This is a genomic window from Antribacter sp. NEAU-D49 (genome assembly GCF_057158775.1).
The window spans coordinates 11609-31180 of the sequence record NZ_JBXTSN010000019.1 but is presented as its reverse complement, the minus strand read 5'-3'; the positions used below and the strand labels follow the sequence as shown (position 1 = coordinate 31180).

Annotated in this window: 17 protein-coding genes; 16 read left to right on the top strand and 1 reads right to left on the bottom strand. The window is 74.2% G+C overall.

What is annotated here, in order from left to right; all coding sequences use genetic code 11:
- Positions 1–225 precede the first annotated feature (225 nt).
- The 3 genes from AC060K_RS15060 to AC060K_RS15050 all read left to right on the top strand — a co-directional run bounded on the left by AC060K_RS15060 (position 226) and on the right by AC060K_RS15050 (position 3830).
- Positions 226–1014 carry a phosphate ABC transporter ATP-binding protein gene (locus AC060K_RS15060; protein WP_483766280.1) on the top strand — a complete coding sequence of 263 codons (789 nt, stop codon included), beginning with the start codon at positions 226–228 and terminating at the stop codon, positions 1012–1014.
- Positions 1015–1044: 30 nt separating this feature from the next.
- Positions 1045–2103, top strand: coding sequence for a zinc-binding dehydrogenase (locus tag AC060K_RS15055; RefSeq protein WP_483766214.1), 1059 nt, complete (start codon positions 1045–1047; stop codon positions 2101–2103).
- A 206-nt stretch (positions 2104–2309) separates the two neighbouring features.
- Positions 2310–3830: an HNH endonuclease signature motif containing protein gene (locus tag AC060K_RS15050; RefSeq protein WP_483766213.1), complete on the top strand. Its 1521-nt coding sequence runs from the start codon at positions 2310–2312 to the stop codon at positions 3828–3830.
- 83 nt (positions 3831–3913) lie between these two features.
- Here the strand turns inward: AC060K_RS15050 and AC060K_RS15045 are convergent, their stop codons facing one another.
- Positions 3914–4414: an inorganic diphosphatase gene (locus AC060K_RS15045; RefSeq protein WP_483766212.1), complete on the bottom strand. Its 501-nt coding sequence runs from the start codon at positions 4412–4414 to the stop codon at positions 3914–3916.
- Between the two features lie 191 nt (positions 4415–4605).
- On the opposite strand from AC060K_RS15045, the gene dacB reads away from it, so the two are divergent.
- The 13 genes from dacB (at position 4606) to panC (ending at position 19544) form a co-directional block, all read left to right on the top strand.
- The gene (gene dacB / locus AC060K_RS15040) at positions 4606–6051 is read left to right on the top strand and encodes a D-alanyl-D-alanine carboxypeptidase/D-alanyl-D-alanine endopeptidase (RefSeq protein WP_483766211.1); all 1446 of its coding nucleotides are present in this window, start codon (positions 4606–4608) and stop codon (positions 6049–6051) included.
- A 72-nt stretch (positions 6052–6123) separates the two neighbouring features.
- On the top strand, positions 6124–7221 hold the full coding sequence (locus AC060K_RS15035) for a zinc-dependent metalloprotease (protein ID WP_483766210.1): 1098 nt from the start codon (positions 6124–6126) through the stop codon (positions 7219–7221).
- A 4-nt stretch (positions 7222–7225) separates the two neighbouring features.
- Positions 7226–8341 carry a tRNA lysidine(34) synthetase TilS gene (gene tilS / locus AC060K_RS15030; protein ID WP_483766209.1) on the top strand — a complete coding sequence of 372 codons (1116 nt, stop codon included), beginning with the start codon at positions 7226–7228 and terminating at the stop codon, positions 8339–8341.
- Positions 8342–8345: 4 nt separating this feature from the next.
- A complete protein-coding gene (hpt, locus tag AC060K_RS15025; protein ID WP_483766208.1) occupies positions 8346–8900 on the top strand; it encodes a hypoxanthine phosphoribosyltransferase in 555 nt (184 codons plus the stop codon).
- Positions 8901–9038: 138 nt separating this feature from the next.
- A complete protein-coding gene (gene ftsH, locus AC060K_RS15020; RefSeq protein WP_483766207.1) occupies positions 9039–11102 on the top strand; it encodes an ATP-dependent zinc metalloprotease FtsH in 2064 nt (687 codons plus the stop codon).
- Positions 11099–11725, top strand: a complete 627-nt coding sequence (gene folE, locus AC060K_RS15015; RefSeq protein ID WP_483766206.1) for a GTP cyclohydrolase I FolE — start codon at positions 11099–11101, stop codon at positions 11723–11725. The genes ftsH and folE overlap by 4 nt, the downstream gene beginning before the upstream one ends.
- An 8-nt stretch (positions 11726–11733) precedes the next feature.
- Positions 11734–12735 (top strand): dihydropteroate synthase, encoded by a 1002-nt coding sequence (gene folP, locus AC060K_RS15010; RefSeq protein WP_483766279.1) that lies wholly within the window; start codon positions 11734–11736, stop codon positions 12733–12735.
- Complete coding sequence (folK, locus tag AC060K_RS15005; RefSeq protein WP_483766205.1) at positions 12732–15059, top strand: 2-amino-4-hydroxy-6-hydroxymethyldihydropteridine diphosphokinase; 2328 nt, start codon at positions 12732–12734, stop codon at positions 15057–15059. The genes folP and folK overlap by 4 nt, the downstream gene beginning before the upstream one ends.
- 1 nt (position 15060) lies before the next feature.
- The gene (locus tag AC060K_RS15000) at positions 15061–15558 is read left to right on the top strand and encodes a DUF3180 domain-containing protein (RefSeq protein ID WP_483766204.1); all 498 of its coding nucleotides are present in this window, start codon (positions 15061–15063) and stop codon (positions 15556–15558) included.
- 56 nt (positions 15559–15614) lie between these two features.
- Positions 15615–16097 (top strand): PH domain-containing protein, encoded by a 483-nt coding sequence (locus AC060K_RS14995; RefSeq protein WP_483766203.1) that lies wholly within the window; start codon positions 15615–15617, stop codon positions 16095–16097.
- Positions 16094–17635, top strand: coding sequence for a PH domain-containing protein (locus tag AC060K_RS14990; protein ID WP_483766202.1), 1542 nt, complete (start codon positions 16094–16096; stop codon positions 17633–17635). Before AC060K_RS14995 ends, AC060K_RS14990 begins: the two co-directional genes overlap by 4 nt.
- Positions 17632–18600 carry a Rossmann-like and DUF2520 domain-containing protein gene (locus AC060K_RS14985; RefSeq protein ID WP_483766201.1) on the top strand — a complete coding sequence of 323 codons (969 nt, stop codon included), beginning with the start codon at positions 17632–17634 and terminating at the stop codon, positions 18598–18600. Before AC060K_RS14990 ends, AC060K_RS14985 begins: the two co-directional genes overlap by 4 nt.
- Positions 18597–19544: a pantoate--beta-alanine ligase gene (gene panC, locus AC060K_RS14980; protein WP_483766200.1), complete on the top strand. Its 948-nt coding sequence runs from the start codon at positions 18597–18599 to the stop codon at positions 19542–19544. The genes AC060K_RS14985 and panC overlap by 4 nt, the downstream gene beginning before the upstream one ends.
- The last annotated feature ends 28 nt before the right edge of the window (positions 19545–19572 follow it).

The following is a 19572-nucleotide window of genomic DNA, read 5'->3' as shown; positions in this document are numbered from 1 at the left end:
GAGCTCGTCACCGCGGACCCGGCCCAGGCGCCTGAGCCCGTCGTGGAGCCGGCGCCGGTCGTGGAGCCGGCACCCGTCGTGAAGCCCGCGCCCGTCGTGGAGCCCGCCGTGCGGGACGACGGCCCGCCCACCGAGGTGATCGAGCCGGTGGTGCTGCCGCCGTCGATGCCGAACCCCTACGCGGTGGTCCCGGGCTCGGCCCCGGCGGCCGGCGCGCCGCCGTCGATCAGGCCCACCGACCTCGCGACCCTCGACGCGCGCAACGTCTCGGCCTGGTTCGGCGAGCGGCAGGTGCTCGACCGCGTCGCGCTCACGATGCCCGCGGGCCAGGTCACGGCGCTCATCGGGCCGTCGGGCTGCGGCAAGTCGACGTTCCTGCGGATCCTCAACCGTATGCACGAGCTGGTGCCGGGGGCCTCGATGGGCGGCGAGGTGCTCCTCGACGGGCACGACGTCTACGACGCGCGGCGCCGGCTCACGCAGGCGCGACGCGAGATCGGGATGGTCTTCCAGAAGCCCAACCCGTTCCCGGCCATGTCGATCCGCGACAACGTGCTGGCGGGGCTCAAGCTGACGGGCACGCGTGCCACGGCCGCGGAGAAGTCGGACCTGGTCGAGGACTCGCTGATCCGCGCCGGGCTCTGGAACGAGGTCCGGGACCGGCTGGGGCAGCCGGGCGGCAGCCTCTCGGGCGGCCAGCAGCAGCGGCTCTGCATCGCGCGCTCCCTGGCGGTGCGACCGCGGGTGCTCCTCATGGACGAGCCGTGCTCAGCCCTGGACCCCACGTCCACCCGCGTGGTGGAGGAGACGATCGGCGTGCTGCAGCACGAGCTCACCATCGTCATCGTCACCCACAACATGCAGCAGGCGGCCCGGGTGTCGCAGCAGTGCGCGTTCTTCCTGGCGTCGCAGGGTACGCCCGGCGTGATCGTGGAGCACGGCGACACCGCGACGATGTTCGGCTCCCCGCAGGACGAGCGGACGGCGGCGTACGTGGAGGGCCGCTTCGGGTGATGGGCGCCGCCCGGCAGGTAGCGTGAGGTCATGCTCGGAACAGTCATCCACGGCCCGCGCGACGTGCGCGCCGACGAACTCCCCGAACCCTCCGTCCTCACCTCGAACGACGCCGTCGTGCGGGTCGTCGCCGCCTGCGTGTGCGGCTCCGACCTGTGGCCGTACCGCGGCGTGACCCCCACCAAGGAGCCGCACGGCATCGGCCACGAGCTGGTCGGCGTGGTCGAGGCGCTCGGCGGCGACGTGACGAGCGCGAAGGTGGGCGACCTCGTCGTCGTCCCCTTCTCGTTCGGCTGCGGCGAGTGCCAGTCGTGCCGCGCGGGGTTCCCGTCGGCCTGCGACCGCGTGACCTTCTACGGCGGGCAGGACCGCGACGGGCTGCCCGTCGAGGGCGCCCAGAGCGCGCGGGTCCGTATCCCGTTCGCGCAGTCGACGCTCGTGCCGGTCCCGCTCGACGTCGACGAGGCGGAGGCGCGCGGGCTGATCCCGTCGCTCCTGACCCTCGCCGACGTGATGTCCACCGGACACCACGCCGCTGTGTCGGCGCGCGTCGGCCAAGGCTCCACCGTCGTGGTGGTGGGCGACGGCGCCGTGGGGCTGTGCGCCGTCGTCGCGGCCAAGCGCCTGGGCGCGTCGCGCATCGTCATCATGAGCCGGCACGCGGACCGCACCGCGCTCGCGCGGGAGCTCGGCGCGACCGACGTCGTCGCGGAGCGCGGAGAGGCGGGGATCGCCGCGGTGCGCGAGGTCCTCGGCGGGCTCGCCGACTGCGCGCTGGAGTGCGTCGGCACCGACGTGTCGATGCAGCAGGCGCTCGGTGTGGTGCGCGGCGGCGGGTCGGTCGGGTTCGTGGGCGTGCCGAACGGCGGGGCGGAGCTGCCGATCAGCCAGATCTTCCGCAAGAACCTCACCGTCGGAGGCGGTATGGCTCCGGCGCGTTCGTACATCGAGGAGCTGCTGCCCGACGTGCTGTCCGGCGCGATCGACCCGGGCAAGGTCTTCGACCTCGAGCTCCCGCTGTCCGAGGTCGCCGAGGCGTACGCGGCGATGGACGAGCGCCGGGCGACGAAGGCGCTCCTGCGGCCGTGAGGTAGAGGCCGGGCCTCCCGGGTGCCGGGTCGACGGGTCCGTGCGGGTTGGAGGCTGACGCGACGTCCTGTGGACGGCGGGGTTGTCCACATCTTCGCAGGTCAGCGCGCGAAAGGAACGCCTGTTCGATAGGCTTTGAGGGTCGGGCAGGGGGCTCGGCGGGGCCGCGTGGGCGGCCTGTTCGAGTCGTCGAGGGGGTGGGCACGGTGGTGCTTTCCACCACGTGGGTGCCCGACGGCGTCCCGTCGGACCTGGCCCTTCTGGACGACGCGGACCTGGCGGATCTGGGCGACGCGGTGCTGCTGGACGCTGCGGCGGGGTGGGCGCGGCTGATCGGCTGGGCCACCACGAGGCAGGCCGCGGTCGCGGGCGAGCTCGGGCGGCGACGGGGCTGGTCGGCCGAGAGGTCCCACGCCGCGGTCGAGCTCGGCGCCCGGCTCGGGGTGCCCACCTTCGAGGCCGACAAGGTCATGGCCCGGGGGCAGGGCCTGGCCCGCCACCCTGCCGTCGCCGCGGCCCTGACGGCGGGGGTCGTCGACGTGGTCAAGACCGACCTGCTCCTGACCGCCGGGACCAGCCTGACCGTCGAGCAGCGCGCCGAGGCCATCGCGGACGTCCTGCCCCAGGCCGGCACCCGCTCGCGTACCTGGGTACGGGACGCGATGCGCACCCACGCCCACCGCCACCAGACCCCGGCCGAGGTTACCCGGGCCGAGACGGACCGGCGGGCGGTGTTCCTCGACCCCGTCCAGGGCTCGACCACCGCCTGGCTCACCGCCCGCCTGCCCGCGACCGACGCGGTGGCCGTGTGGGAGGTCCTGGACAGCGCCGGACGCGCCCTCAAACGCGCCGGGCACGGCGACCGCACCCTGGACCACGCCCGTGCCGATGCCCTGGTCGCGATCCTGACCGGCCGCCTGGTCGCCCCGCCCGCCCCGACCTGTGCACCCACGACACCCACACCCCCGGACGTGCCGCGGACGACCGTGCCCGCGCCCGACGCCGCTCCGACCGGCACCTCGGCGGGCGCCTCAGCCTCGGGCGGGTGCGTGTGCGGGGGCTGCCTGTGCGACACCACGAAGGTCACCGTGCTCCCCGTGCGGGCCTCGGTACGGGTCACGGTCGCGGCCTCGACCCTGCTCGGGCGGGACGACGAACCCGGGCACCTGGCCGGGTTCGGGCCCCTGGACGCCGAGACCACCGCCCGCCTCGCCACCGACGGGACCTGGCAACGGCTGGTCACCGACCCCCTCACCGGGATCCTGACCGACCACTCCACCCACACCTACACCCCAGGCACCGTGCTGCGCGCCGCCGTGACCGAACGCGACCGCACCTGCCAGTTCCCCCAGTGCGACCGCCCCGCAACCGCGGCCGACCTCGACCACATCACCACCTTCGACCACAGCCGCAACCCCGCCACCCTGCCCCCGGGCACCCCCGGGCAGACCCGGGCGGAGAATCTGCAGGCACTGTGCCGGCGCCACCACAACGCCAAGACCCACCACGGCTGGACCACCCACCGCGACCAGAGCACAGGGATCACCGTCTGGACCGCACCCACCGGCCACGCCTACACCCGACCACCCACCCAGCACGCCCGTCCCGCCACGAGCCGCCGCACACCACCCACCCTGCGCGCCCACGACAACGCCCACCTCGGGCGCGACACCGTCGGCAGCCGCAACCCGGAGACCCGCCCCGACCCCGGCGAACCGCCCTTCTGACCCCGGTCGGCGCCCGGGGCGCACACGGCGGCGGCCTCGGTCACCTCCCGTGCGGGAGATGACCGAGGCCGCCGTCGGACAGCTCAGTGCTTGGTGTTGTAGCCCGTGTCGATGGCGCGCTGGATGGAGCGCTCGATCTCGGCCTCGGCCTCGGTGCGGCCGACCCAGTGGGCGCCCTCCACCGACTTGCCGGGCTCCAGGTCCTTGTAGACCTCGAAGAAGTGCTGGATCTCCAGGCGGTGGAAGTCCGAGACGTCGTCGATGTCCTGGCGCCAGGCGGCGCGCTGGTCACCGGTGGGGACGCACAGCACCTTGTCGTCGCCGCCCGCCTCGTCGCGCATGCGGAACATGCCGAGCGCGCGGCACCGGATCAGGCAGCCGGGGAACGTGGGCTCCTCCAGGAGGACCAGCGCGTCCAGGGGGTCACCGTCCTCGCCGAGGGTGCCCTCGATGAACCCGTAGTCGTCCGGGTAGCGCGTGGAGGTGAAGAGCATGCGGTCCAGCCGGATGCGACCTGTCTCGTGGTCCACCTCGTACTTGTTCCGCTGACCCTTCGGGATCTCGATCGTGACGTCGAACTCCACTGAACATCCTCCATTTTTGGCTGCACTGCGCGGGAACAGTCTGCCATGCGAACAGAAAGCCGGAGCGCGGACGGCGGGCCGTCGCGCGACCGATAAAGTGATAAAACGCACTGTGCGTCGGAGCCGCTGATCACGGTTCTGGGGGTACACCACGGGACATTGCCTGCACTAGAATCGGGTATGGCCGTCGCATGACGATCGAGAGGAAGCCCATGGCGTGGGGGTTGCGCTCCGGCGCCACCGTCCTGGTGGTCAGTGCGCTGCTGGGTGGATACCTGACGGCGGACGCGATGGACGTGGTCCCCGGCATGCTCACGACCCAGGCGCCGTGGCCGGAGCCTGGTCCGTTCCCCACTGCGCCAGGCGCCGTCGAAGGCCCGGAGCTCGCCCAGTCGGTGCAGACCCTGTCCGCTGACGCTCCTGTCCCGGACGCCGCCGAGATCCAGGCGCTGGTGTCCGGCGTCGCCGCGGACACCCGGCTCGGCTCGCGCGTCGGCGTCGTCGTGATGGACGGCATGACCGGTGACGTCCTGGGTTCGGCCGCGCCGGACCAGCTCATGATCCCGGCCTCCACCCAGAAGGTCCTCACCGCTGCGGCCGCGCTCTCCCTGCCGGGGCTGGCGGAGCGCACGCTCGACACGAGGGCCGTGCTCACCGACGACGCGCTCTTCCTCGTCGGTGCCGGCGACATGATGCTCTCGGCCGGGACCGGCGACCCTGCCGCCGTAAACGGCCGCGCAGGCCTGGCCGAGCTCGCGGACCAGGTCGTCGCCCACCTGGCCCTGACCGGGCGCACCGAGGTACGGCTGGCCGTCGACGACACGCTCTTTTCAGGACCGCCGGTCGCTGCCACGGTCAACCCGGCGAACGTCGCGGCGGGCCACATCTCGAACGTCTCGGCCCTCGGCGTGAACGTGGGCCTGCTGAAGGACACCTACGACGACAGCGGCCCCCGCGCGTCCGACCCCGCCATGGCCGCGGCCCAGGCGTTCGCGGAGCGGCTGGCGGAGCGCGGGGTGACGGTCTCGGGCAGCGTCCTGAAGGAGAAGGCGCCGTCGAGCGCCCGGGAGCTCGGCCGCGTGAGCTCAGCACCGGTGGGTGAGGTCGTCGAGTTCTTCTTGCACACCTCCGACAACACGATCACCGAGGTGGTCGGCCGCCTCGTCGCCGTGGAGCGGGACCTGCCGGGCACCGCGGACGGAGCCACGCAGGCCGTCACCGGCGTCGTGCAGAACGACCTCGGTGTCGACCTCGCGGGCGCCCGGCTCGCCGACCTCTCCGGGCTGGGCGACAACTCGCGTCTCACGCCCGCCCAGCTGGCGAACGTGGTGCGGCTGACGATTGACCCCGATCGCCCCGCGCTGCGGGAGGTCGCGGTCGGCATGCCGGTGGCGGGCCTGAGCGGCACGCTCGCGGCACGCTTCAGCCAGGACGTCGCCGAGCCCGGGCTGGGCACCGTGCGCGCCAAGACCGGCAGCCTGCCCGGGGTGACGGCCCTCTCTGGCACCGTCGTCACGAGCGACGCCCGGCAGCTCGTCTTCGTCGTCCTGGCCGACTCCTACACAGGGGCCCCGCCGGACGCCTGGGCCGCCGTCGACGGGTTCGTGGCGAGCCTCGCCGCGTACACCGCGGACTGAGCGGGCCGGTTCCCTGCTACGCCCCCGGCTGAACGCTGCCGGCAGCCCGTGCTGGTTGGTTACGGTGGGGCGGTGACGTCACCCTCCGCCGGAAACGGCGTCGTCGACTGGTCCGCGGCCGCGCAGATCGCCGCCCGGCTCGCACCCCCGGGGCCGCAGGCGCCCCGGGCCGACCTGGACGCGCTCGTCGACGGGCTGCGCACCGCCGCCGGTGACGCCGTCGAGCACGTCCTCGACGTCACGAGCATGGTCCCGAGCACCCCGGCCCTCGGCCGGGTGGTCGTCGTCGACCGGGCCTCCTGGGCACGGGCGAACACGCAGGTCATGGCGGCGATGACCGACGGGCTCGGCGACGTGGTCGCCGGCGCCGTCAAGGCGCCGCCCACGAGCGCCGCGGGGCAGCTCGCGGGCGCCGCCGAGGTGGGGGCGGTGCTCGCGCTGCTCAGCGGACGCGTGCTCGGCCAGTTCGACCCGTACAGCCCTGCCGGGCAGGGTCCCGCGGCCGGACCGGGCCGGCTGCTGCTCGTGGCGCCGAACGTCCTCCAGGCGGAGCAGGCGCTGGACGCGCCCGTGCGGGACTTCCGGCTGTGGGTCTGCCTGCACGAGCAGACGCACGCGCTCCAGTTCGCCGCCGCGCCCTGGCTGGCCGGCCACCTGGCCGCCCGCACGCGGACGCTCGTCACCGGGCTCACCGAGACGTCGGCCGAGCTCGCCCGGGCGCGCCTCGACCGCAAGATCGCGATGGCCGGCCGGGCGGTGCTCCACGTGCTGCGCGGCGAGGGCGGCTCGCTGGCCGAGAGCTTCCTCACGCCGGGCCAGAAGGAACAGCTGGAGGACATCACCGCCGTCATGGCCCTCCTCGAGGGTCACGCCGACGTGATGATGGACGCCGTCGGCCCCTCCGTGGTGCCGTCCGTCCGGCAGATCCGTGCCCGGTTCGAGCGGCGGCGTGACGGTGAGGGGAGGCCGGGGGCCGACGTCGTGCTGCGACGGGTCCTGGGCATGGACGCCAAGCTGGCGCAGTATCGCGACGGCGCCAAGTTCGTGCGTGCGGTCGAGCGCCGGGTGGGCCGGGACGGGCTGAACGCCGTGTGGACCGACGCGGCGCACCTGCCCACCGCCCGGGAGATCCACGACCCGCGCGCGTGGGTGCGCCGGGTCCACGGCTGAGTCCGTGGCCCGGGTCGACCCGGCGGTGGCGGCCGCGCGGTCCGCGGTCCGGTCCGTGCTGGCCGGGTTCCCGCCGGACGCGCTCGTCCTCGTGGCGTGCTCCGGTGGCGCCGACAGCCTCGCGCTCGCCGCGGCCACGGCCCACGAGGCGCGGCGGGTGGGCCGGTCCGTGAGGTCGCGGGGGCATGCCGTCCGGGCCGGGGCGGTCGTGGTGGACCACGGCCTCCAGGCAGGGTCGGCCCGGGTGGCGCAGGACGCTGCCCGGCAGTGCCGCGAGCTGGGGCTCGACCCGGTCGTCGTCCGCCGGGTGGAGGTGGGCGAGACGCCCGACGGCCCCGAGGCCGCGGCTCGCCGCGCACGCTACGACGCGCTGGAGGCCGTCGTCGCGGAGACCGGCGCGCGGACCGTGCTCCTCGGCCACACGCTCGACGACCAGGCGGAGCAGGTGCTCCTCGGCCTGGCTCGCGGGTCGGGGGCGCGCTCGCTGGCCGGCATGCCGGGCGAGCGGGGGATCTACCGGCGGCCGTTCCTCGGCCTGCGGCGCACCCAGACCGAGGCGGTGTGCGCGGCGCTGGGGCTCGAGCCCTGGCACGACCCCACCAACCTGGTCCCGCCGGGCTGGGCGGGGGAGCGCGGCGTGCCCGCGCGCACCCTGGTGCGGGGAGTTGCGCTGCCGGCCCTCGAGGACGTGCTCGGCCCGGGCGTGGCCGAGGCGCTCGCTCGCAGCGCGGACCAGCTGCGGGAGGACGCCGACGCCCTGGACACGCTCGCGGCGGGGCTCCTCTCCCGGGCCGAGTCGGCGGCGGTGACCGCCGCCGTCGACGGCGCCGGGGCTCTCGTGCTCGATGTCCGGACCCTCGGTGACGCTCCGGCCGCGCTGCGGCGCCGGGCGCTCCGGCTGGCCGCCGCGTGGGTGGGTGCGACCACGACGGCCCGGCACGTCGACGCCCTCGACGCCCTCGTCGTCTCATGGAGCGGGCAGGGTCCCGCTCACCTGCCGGGCGATGCACGGGCATGGCGCGCGTGTGGCAGTCTGTTCCTGCGCCCAGCCCTGCAGCCCGGATCTCCCGGGTCTGTTGACGAGCCCGGCGTCAGGCCAGCCCGCACACAACAGGAGTGACCCCGTGGACCAGTCCGACGTCGGTGACGACCTCGCGAACATCCTTCTCACCGAGGAGCAGCTGCGAGAGCGGCTCTCCGAGATGGCCTCCCGGATCGACGCCGACTATGCGGGCAAGGACCTGCTCCTGGTCGGCGTCCTCAAGGGCGCCATCATGGTGATGGCCGACCTGGCCCGCCACCTCCACAGCCCGGTCACGATGGACTGGATGGCGGTGTCGTCCTACGGCTCCGGGACCAAGTCCTCCGGCGTGGTCCGCATCCTCAAGGACCTGGACTCCGACCTCACGGGCCGTCACGTCCTGATCGTCGAGGACATCATCGACTCCGGTCTGACCCTCTCGTGGCTCGTGTCGAACCTGCGGTCGCGCGGACCGGCCTCCGTGGAGGTTGCCGCCATGCTGCGGAAGCCGGACGCCGCGAAGGTCGACGTCGACGTGCGGTACGTCGGTTACGAGATCCCGAACGAGTTCGTCGTGGGATACGGCCTCGACTATGCCGAGAAGTACCGTAATCTCCCCTTTGTGGCGACGCTCGCTCCGCACGTGTACGGGGGCTGAGCACCGCCGGGAGGGTACCTGGCCCGCCGTCGACTACGCGCTGAGCGCAACGGCAGGCTTCCTCACAGGCTCAGCGTGTAGTTTCGACGGACAGACGTTGCGCGAGCGGAGGGATGCGGGGAGTTGTCCCCGTCGCCGATGAACATCAAGAAGATCCTCAGCGGGCCCCTGATCTGGGTCGTGGCCGCGCTGATTCTCATCGTCCTGGCCTTCACCACCCTGCAGGGCCCACGGGTGTCCCGGATCGACACGTCCGAGGGGCTCGAGCTCCTGGACGGCGACACGGTCACCAGCGCCCTGATCGTGGACACAGAGCAGCGCGTCCAGCTGGAGCTGTCGAAGGAGTACACCACCACCGAGGGCGAGGGCGACGAGTCCCGCGAGGTGGAGCACGGCAAGCTGGTCGAGTTCTACTACGTGGCGCCGCAGGGCGAGCGCGTGGTGGACGCCGTCTCGTCGGCCGACCTCGCCGAGGGCTTCAACTCCGAGGTGCCCCGCCCCAGCTTCCTGTCGTCGCTGCTCCAGATCATGATCCCGTTCATCATCATCGGGCTCATCTTCTGGTTCCTGTTCTCCCGCATGCAGGGCGGCGGGTCGCGCGTGATGGGCTTCGGCAAGTCACGGGCCAAGCTGATCTCCAAGGACATGCCGCAGGTGACGTTCTCCGACGTCGCGGGCGCCGACGAGGCGGTCGAGGAGCTCCAGGAGATCAAGGAGTTCCTGGCCGAGCCGGCCAAGTTCCAGGCCGTCGGCGCCAAGATCCCCAAGGGCGTGCTGCTCTACGGCCCGCCCGGGACGGGCAAGACGCTCATCGCGCGGGCGGTGGCCGGCGAGGCGGGTGTGCCCTTCTACTCGATCTCCGGTTCCGACTTCGTCGAGATGTTCGTGGGCGTCGGCGCGAGCCGCGTCCGCGACCTGTTCGAGCAGGCCAAGCAGAACTCTCCGGCGATCATCTTCGTCGACGAGATCGACGCGGTGGGCCGTCACCGCGGCGCCGGAATGGGCGGCGGGCACGACGAGCGCGAGCAGACGCTGAACCAGCTGCTCGTCGAGATGGACGGGTTCGACGTCAAGACCAACGTCATCCTCATCGCCGCGACCAACCGGCCCGACATTCTCGACCCGGCGCTGCTCCGGCCGGGCCGCTTCGACCGTCAGGTGGCGGTGGAGGCCCCCGACCTCAAGGGCCGTGAGGCGATCCTGCGGGTCCACGCCCAGGGCAAGCCGATGGTCCCGACTGTCGACCTCGGCGCCGTGGCCCGCCGCACGCCCGGCTTCACGGGCGCCGACCTGGCGAACGTCCTCAACGAGGCCGCGCTCCTCACCGCCCGCAGCGGTGCCCAGCTCATCGACGACCGCGCCCTCGACGAGGCCATCGACCGCGTGGTCGCAGGCCCGCAGAAGCGCACGCGGGTGATGAACGTCAAGGAGCAGAAGATCACGGCGTACCACGAGGGTGGTCACGCCCTGGTCGCCGCGGCGATGCGGTACACCGACCCGGTCACCAAGGTGACGATCCTCCCGCGCGGCCGCGCCCTCGGTTACACGATGGTGATGCCGATGGAGGACAAGTACTCCACCACGCGCAACGAGCTGCTCGACCAGCTCGCGTACGCGATGGGCGGGCGCGTGGCCGAGGAGATCGTGTTCCACGACCCCACGACCGGCGCCAGCAACGACATCGAGAAGGCGTCGGCCATCGCTCGCAAGATGGTCACCGAGTACGGCATGAGCGAGCGCATCGGCGCGATCAAGCTGGGCACCAGCGCCGGCGAGCCGTTCCTCGGCCGCGACATGGGTCACCAGCGCGACTACTCCGAGGCCGTGGCGGGTGCGGTGGACCACGAGGTCCGCGCGCTCATCGAGGCGGCGCACGACGAGGCGTGGGAGGTGCTCAGCCAGTACCGCGAGGTGCTCGACGAGCTGGTGCTGCGCCTCCTCGAGAAGGAGACGCTCAACCAGGCCGAGCTGGCCGAGGTGTTCGCGTCGGTCGAGAAGCGTCCCGCCCGTGACGTGTGGCTGTCGAGCGAGCAGCGCACGGTCCACACGCGCGGGCCGGTGCTGACGCCCGCCGAGAAGGCCGCCTCGAACGGCACCCCGCAGGTCCCGCAGGACGAGGCGGTCGTCGACTCCGCCTACGTCCCCGGGCGGGACGTGACGCCGGGCGCCGTCGAGGGGCCGGGCGGGACGGTCGACGGATGACGTCTCGCGACACGATCTCGCCGGTGTCCGCGGCCGGGCGGCCCGCGGCCGAGGTGCCGCCGTACGACGCCGCCCGCGTCGAGGCTGCCGTCCGCGAGCTGCTCCTCGCGGTCGGCGAGGACCCCGAGCGCGAGGGCCTGCGGGAGACGCCCGCTCGCGTGGCCCGCGCCTACGAGGAGATCTTCGCGGGGATCCGCCAGGAGGCGGGTGACGTGCTGACCACCACCTTCGACCTCGGCCACGAGGAGATGGTGCTGGTCAAGGACATCGAGGTGTACTCCACCTGCGAGCACCACCTGGTGCCGTTCCACGGCGTGGCGCACGTGGGGTACATCCCCAACGAGGACGGCAGGATCACGGGCCTGTCCAAGCTTGCGCGCCTCGTCGAGGTGTACGCGCGGCGGCCGCAGGTACAGGAGCGGATGACCACCCAGATCGCCGACTCGCTCGTGGAGATCCTGGAGCCGCGCGGGGTGCTGGTGGTGGTCGAGTGCGAGCACCTGTGCATGTCCATGCGTGGCGTCCGCAAGCCCGGGTCGCGGACCGTGACGTCGGCGGTCCGCGGCGTCATGCGGGACGTGGCGACCCGCGCCGAGGCGATGAGCCTCATCCTCGGGCGGTGACCTTCGCCATGAGCGAGGCCTCGGCGGCGCGACCCGGCGGCGCCCGGGACGCGGCGGTCGCCGGCCTCCCCGAGCTGTCGGCGACGGGCCGCACGCTCGTGATGGGGGTGGTCAACGTGACCCCCGACTCGTTCTCCGACGGCGGCGAGTGGTTCGAGCCCGACGCGGCGGTGTCGCACGGCCTCGAGCTGCTCGGCGAAGGCGCAGACCTGCTGGACGTGGGCGGGGAGTCGACCCGGCCGGGCTCCGCCCGCGTGCCGGTCGAGCAGGAGCTCGCGAGGGTCCTGCCGGTGATCCGGCGCCTCGCGGAGCGCGGTGCCGTCGTGAGCGTGGACACTACGCGCGCCCGGGTGGCGGAGCAGGCCGTCGAGGCGGGCGCCCGACTCGTGAACGACGTCTCCGGCGGCCTGGCCGACCCGGGCATGGCACGGGTCGTCGCGGAGACGGGCGTGGCGTATGTGGCGATGCACTGGCGTGGTCATGCCGACGTGATGGACCAGCTCGAGGTGTACGACGACGTCGTGGCCGACGTCCGCGACGAGCTCTCCGCTCGCCTCGACACCCTGCTGGCGGCGGGCGTGCGCGAGGACCAGGTGGTGCTCGACCCCGGACTCGGCTTCTCGAAGGCCGGGTCCCTCAACTGGCCCCTGCTCGCGCACCTCGACGCCCTGCACGCTCTGGGCCGGCCTGTGCTCGTGGGGGCGTCGCGCAAGCGCTTCCTGGGGCACCTGCTCGCCGGCGCCTCGGGCGACCCCGCCCCGCCGCGCGCCCGGGACGACGCCACGGCGGCCGTGTCAGCGCTCTCGGCGGCCGCCGGAGCATGGTGCGTGCGCGTCCACACCGTCCGCGCGAGCGCGGACGCGGTCCGCGTCGCGGCGGCGTGGACGGCAGCCCAGGAGGCGGGTTCACCTGTGGGCAAGGACACATCGGACGTCACGGGCTCGGAAGGGCTTGCGCCGACCTGGCAGGATGCGAAGGCAATCAACGACGACGGGGGGAGACCACGGTGACCACGGCCTTTGGCGCCAGCGTCCCAGCACCGGACGGGCTGCCGCTCGACCAGATCCGGCTCACGGGGGTCAGCGCCCGTGGCAACCACGGGGTCCTCCCGTCGGAGCGTGCCACGGGGCAGGAGTTTCGCGCGGACGTGGTGCTCCACGTCGACACGCGCGCGGCGGCGGCAGGAGACCGCCTCGACGACACCATCAGCTACGCCGACGTCGCGGAGGACGTGCACGCGGTGCTGTCCGGCGACCCGGCCGACCTCATCGAGACGGTCGCGGAGCGGATCGCGGCCGTTGTGCTCGTCCGCCCGCAGGTCCACGCCGTGGACGTGACGGTGCACAAGCCGCACGCCCCCATCCCCGTCGCGTTCAGCGACGTCGAGGTCTCCATCCGCCGGGACCGCAACCGGGTCCCGGTGGTCGCGGCGCCGCCCCTGGCCTCCGAGCAGGGCGCGCAGTCAGAGCCGCAGGGCGTCACCGACCAGGCCGCCCCGGCGGAGGCCGCTCCCGCCGACGCCTACGGCGAGCAGTACGCCGAGCAGCCCTACGCGGAGCAGCCCTACGCGGAGCCGACCACGCCCTACGAGGCGCCCGCGTACACCGAGCAGCCGTCGTACGGGCAGCAGCAGTACGCCGAGCCTCAGCAGTACGCCGAACAGCCCGCGCAGCGCGACGAGCTCCGCCAGGAGCCCCGCGACGAGCACCCGCGACAGGGCGACGAGCCGTCGGCCGAGGAGTACTGGGCGAGCGTCCAGACCCCCACGTGGGAGCAGGCCGCGGAGCCCACCCCGGCGGAGGTGACGGGCTCGCCCGTGACGAGCGCCGACGTCGGGCACGACGAGCCTTCGCACGACCGTATGGACGAGGTGCCCTCGGGCTGGGTCGACGTGGTGCTCGCTCTGGGTGCCAACCTGGGCGACCCGCAGGCGACGCTGCGTGCCGCGGTCACCGACCTGGACCGGGTGCCGGGGCTGGAGGTCACCGACGTGTCGCCGCTCGCGCGCACGGCCGCGGTGGGCGGGCCGGACCAGCCGGACTTCCTCAACACGGTGCTGCTGGCCCGGACCACCTTGTCGGCCCGGGACCTGCTCCGGGCGTGCCAGGCGGTCGAGGCCGCGCACGGCCGCGTCCGCGACGAGCGGTGGGGACCGCGCACGCTCGACATCGACCTCATCGTGTACGGCACCATGACCGCCACGGCGGACGACCTGGAGCTTCCGCACCCCAGGGCGCACGAGCGTGCCTTCGTGCTGGAGCCCTGGTCCCAGGTGGAGCCGGACGCGGTGCTCCCTGGACTGGGCGGTGGCCCCGTCGCCGCGCTGGCCGCGACGGCGCCGGACCGGTCCGGCATCCGCTGGCTCGCCCTGGACTGGCTGTCCGACCCGGAGCCCGGAGCACCCGACGGCGTAGGCGCCAGCGCGTCCGCACCCGAGGCGGCAGCGAGCACCGTCGCGCCCGCGACGCCCCCGCCCGCGCAGATACAGCCGCAGGCCCTCCAGCAGGCCCAGCAGCAGCACTCCCAGCAGCCGCAGGCCCCCCAGCAGGCCGCTGCGCCGATGCCGCCGGTGGTCGAGCCGGGCGGGCACCCGCAGGGCTACTCCAGCGGCTCGGTCAGCCTCCCGCAGGCGTTCGTGACCGGTTCTCCGGCTCATCCCCAGATCCACACCAGCGGCCCTGTCGCCCCCGCGGTCCCCGGCTCGGTCCCGGTCAACCCGCAGGGTGCTGCGGACACCGGCCTCGCGCCCTCCGGTCTGCCCACGCGGGCGGCGCAGGGCTACCCCGCGGGTGGCTCGGTCCCGGCACCGCAGGAGGCGTTCGTCCCCGCTCCGCCGGCCGCGACGGTGGTCCCGCAGGCTGCTCCGCCGGTGGTCTCGCCGGCGGTCTCCCCGGTGTCGCTGCCGCAGGCCCCGCCGGTGCCGATGGCGGTCCGCGAGACGGCCCACCAGGACGTCATGGCGGAGCCGCTGAGCCACCCGGCCGCGCCCGTGATGGCGCCGTCGTTCGCCCCGGTGACGTCTCCCCGCGCTGACCAGCTCCCGAACCCGTTCGCCGACCAGCGGCCGGACCTGACGGTCCCCGCGGCCGCTCCCGGCCTGCAGGCCGCCCGGCCGGGCGTGGCCGCGCAGGACGCCGCCCAGCCGGGGCCCTTCGCGCCCGTGAACCAGGCGCCGGCGCAGCCTCCGGTGATCCCGGTGCCGGACGGTCTGGTGACCGGTGTCCCCGGCGGGCCGCCGACCGCGCAGCCCGGCGGCGGCGGCGCGGACGTCGTCGACTCGCTCCCGTCGTGGGCCCCGGTCCGCCAGGACGACGGCCGGGGGCGCGACGCCTGACATGCGTAGAACTCCGGTCCGAACGCTGCTGCTCGCGCTGGTCGGCGTGGCGGTCGGTGGGTGGTTGGTGCTCCGTGCCCTCGAGGGGCGCGGGGTCCACCTGCCACCCGTCCCGTGGGTGGTCGACGCCGCGATCCTCGTGCTCGCCGGCCTCGTGCTCCGCCTCGGGTGGGCGGTCCGCGCCTACCAGCGGGGAGACCGGCCGTCGCTGGACGGTCTGCGAGCTGCCCGCACGCTCGTGCTCGCCAAGGCCGCGTCCCTCACCGGGGCGCTGCTCAGCGGCTGGTACCTCGCGCAGGTGCTCGTCGTGCTGCCCGACCTGGCGATCGAGCCGCGCCGGGACCGGGCCGTCGCGGCGGGCATCGCCGTGCTGTGCTCGGTCGTCCTGACCGTCGTGGGGCTGGTGGTGGAGCGGTTCTGCGAGCTTCCGCCGCCGGGCGACGGTGACGGTGAGCGGCGTGGGGACGGCGAACCGGGGGAGTCCACGGTCCCGGCGTGACGCGTGCCTCCCGCAGGGTCCTGCCGTGCGCGAACGCTTGATGGGAGAATGACACTATGACCAGCCCGTTCGAACCGCCGGACGTGACCTGGAGCCGCGTGTCGCCGCGGCTCGTGACGGCACGGCTGGTCCCCGCCACGATCACGCTGGGGGTCCCGCTCCTCGCGGGCGCGGTCCTGGCGCTGACCGTGTCCCCGTGGTTCTGGCTGCTCGCCGGGTTCCCGGCGGCCATCCTGGCCCTGACGGTCTGGGTGGTCCCGCGACAGGTGCGGGCGCTGGGCTACGCGGAGCGCGACGACGACCTGCTGATCCGCAAGGGAGTCCTGTTCCGGTCTCTCACGGTGGTGCCGTACGGCCGCATGCAGTACGTCGACGTCGAGGCCGGCCCGCTCGACCGGCGGCTCGGGCTGGCCAAGGTCCAGCTGCACACGGCCTCCGTCGGCACCGACGCCCAGATCCCCGGCCTGCCGCCGGACGAGGCGGCGCGCCTGCGCGACCGGCTCGCCTCGCGGGGCGAGGCCCGTCTGGCGGGCCTGTGACCACGCCGGACCCGGCCACGCCGGACCCGGCCACGCTGGAACCAGCCGGTCCCGTGCCGGAGGACCTGACCTGGCGGCGCGTCCACCCGGTGACACCGGTGGTGCGGGGATGGACCATCCTGGCCGCCGCGCTGCTCGTCGTGGGACAGCAGTCGATCGACGACTCCGCCCAGGGGGGCGGCATCGTCGAGCTGCTGCGCAGCGACTTCTGGTGGACGGTGCCGGTCGCGATCGTCCTCGTCGCGCTGGCGGGCTTCGGGTATGCCGCGGTGGCGTGGCGAATGACGTCGTACGCAGTGGGCGAGGACACCGTCCACATGCGCAAGGGCGTCCTCTTCCGGACGCAGCGCCACGCCCGCCTGGACCGGGTCCAGGCGGTCGACATCCGCCAGCCGCTCGTCGCGCGCCTCTTCGGGCTCTGCGAGCTCACGCTCGAGGTGGCCGGCGGCAGCGACTCCGGCATCGCGATCGGCTTTCTCCGCGACGGCGACGCGCGCGCCCTGCGCGGCGAGCTCCTCGCCCGTGCGGCGGGCCTCAAGGCGCGCCGCCGGGGCGGTGAGCCGCTGGGCGACGGGCCGGTGCACCCGGGCGACGCGGCGCCGTCGTCGGACGGGGCCGTCGCGGGGCCGCCCCCCGTGCTGTCCGCCCCGGAGCTCCTGGAGGCCCCTGAGCAGGCGGTCCTGACGGTCGCGCCGGGGCGCCTCATCATGTCGCTGCTGCGCAGCGGCGTGACCATCTTCACGGCCGTCTTCCTGGTGGCCCTCGTGGTCCTGGTCGTCACGACGGGCCGGATCAGCATCGCGCTCTCGGTGCTGCCGGCCCTGCTCGGTGGTGGCGGGTACCTCTTCAACCGGTTCACCGGCGAGTTCGACTTCCGGGTCGCCATCTCGCAGGACGGGATCCGGCTGCGGCACGGCCTCCTCGAGACGCGAGCGCAGACCATCCCGCCCGGGCGCATCCAGGCGGTGAGCCTCACCCAGGGCATGCTGTGGCGTGGTCCGGACTGGTGGCGCGTCCAGGTGAACGTGGCCGGGTACGGCGACAAGAACGAGACCAATGCCGTCCTGCTGCCGGTCGGCACGCGCGAGGACGCGCTCACCGTCCTGTCTCTCGTGCTGCCCGACCTCGGCGTGGACGAGCCCCGCGCGCTCCTCGAGGAGGGGCTGGCGGGCGACTCGTCGTCGGGCGGCCGGTTCGTCGGCAGCCCGCGCCGCGCCCGGATCCTCGACCCCCTCGCCTGGCGGCGGCACGGGTTCAGCGTGACGGGGCGCGCCCTCCTGATGCGCCGTGGCCGGCTGGTGCGCTCGCTCGACGTGGTGCCCCACGAGCGCACGCAGTCGCTCGCCGTGACGCAGGGGCCGTGGCAGCGCCGGCTCCGGCTCGCGACGTTCACCGTGCACTCGACCCCCGGCCCGGTGAGCCCGGCGGTGCCCCATCTGGACGCGGCCGACGCCGCTCGCCTGCTCGACGAGCAGGCCCTGCGGGCCCGGAGCGCCCGGGCGGCTGCAGGACCCGAACGATGGATGGAGACGTCATGACCGAGCCGGTGAGCGAGCCCAGGCGGCCGGGCCGCCTGGGTGTCGGGGTGGTCGGGGCGGGTCGCGTGGGCGCGGTGCTGGGCAGCGCGCTCCGGGCCACGGGCCACGCGGTCGTGGGCGCGAGCGGGATCTCCGACGCGTCGCTCGAGCGCATCGCCACGCTCCTGCCGGGCGTACCGGTCCTCGAGGTGGAGCAGGTCGTCGAGCGGGCGGAGCTCGTCCTCCTCGCGGTGCCCGACGACGCCCTGGCCGGCCTGGTCTCGGGCCTCGCCGAGGTCGGTGCCTGGCAGCCCGGCCAGCTGGTGGTGCACACCTCCGGCCGCTACGGCGTCGGGGTGCTGGAGCCTGCGCGTGCCGCGGGAGCCATCCCGCTCGCCGTCCACCCGGCGATGACCTTCACCGGCACGTCGCTGGACCTCGCCCGGCTGGAGGGCAGCACGTTCGCCGTCACCGCCCCCACAGTGGTGCAGCCCATCGGGCAGGCGCTCGTGGTCGAGATCGGCGGTGAGCCGGTTGTCGTGGCCGAGGAGGCCCGCGGGCTCTACCACGCGGCCTTGGCGCACGGCGCGAACCACCTGGTCGTGCTCGTGGCCCAGGCCGCGCAGGCACTCGAGGAGGCGGGGGTCGCCACCCCCGGGCGCGTGCTGCAGCCCTTGTTGAGCGCGGCCCTCGACGGCGCCACGCGCGCCGCCGACGCCCGCGAGGGCGTGGGGCCGGGAGCCATCTCCGCGCTGACCGGCCCGGTCTCGCGGGGCGACGTGGGGACCGTCGAGGAGCACCTGGCGGTGCTGGCCGAGCTGGCCGCCCGCTCGGGCGCCACCGACGTGCCGGACAGCTACACGGAGCTCGCCCGGGGAGCCACGCGTCGCGCCCTGGCGAGCCACCGCATCGACGACACCGCGGCACAGGCGCTGCTCGACGCCCTGGGCGGGCCCGAGTCGCACGCAGGAAGGAACCCCCGATGACCACCCCGACGCCGACCGTCGTCAGCACCCGCGAGGAGCTGCGTGACGCGCTCCTGGCGGCCACCCTGGGCTCGCCCGGGGCGTCCGGCGGGCCCGCCCGCCGGGCGGTCGTCATGACCATGGGCGCGCTGCACGACGGCCACCTCGAGCTGGTGCGGCGCGCGCGAGCCGAGGCCGGTCCCGACGGCCAGGTGCTGGTCACGATCTTCGTGAACCCGCTCCAGTTCGGGAAGGGCGAGGACCTTGACACGTACCCCCGTGACCTCGACGGCGACGTCGCGAAGCTCGGCACGGTGGGTGCGGACCTGGTCTTCGCCCCGACGCCGGACGTGATGTACCCGGACGGCGACCCCGTGGTGCGGGTCTCGGCCGGCCGTGTCGGCCAGGTGCTGGAGGGCGTGCACCGCCCGGGGCACATGGACGGGGTGCTGACCGTCGTGCTGAAGCTGCTGCACCTGACGCGGCCCGACGTGGCGCTGTTCGGGCAGAAGGACGCCCAGCAGCTGCTCGCGGTCCGGCGCATGGTGCGCGACCTCGATCTCGACGTCGAGATCCTCGGCGTGCCGACGGTCCGGGAGCCCGACGGGCTGGCCATGTCCTCGCGCAACGCCTACCTGTCCCCCGACGAGCGCGAGCGGGCGCTCGCCCTCTCCCGCGCGCTGCGGGCCGGGGCCGAGGCAGGGCCCCGGGGCGGAGCGCCCGCGGTGCTGGCGACGGCGTCGGGAATCCTCAACGCGGCACCCGGCGTTGTGGTGGATTACCTGGCTCTCGTGGATCCGGATACCGTTGAGGACGTGCCGGCGGACCGTACCGGTCCGGCGTTGCTCCTCGTGGCGGCGCGCGTGGGCACCACCCGACTGATCGACAACCAGGCCGTCGACGTGGTCGCGGCGCCGGAGACCCCGGCCGTCGTGCCTCTGACCGGCCAGGAGGCAACCCCGTGACCGAGCACCTCTCGAAGCGTCCCGCGTC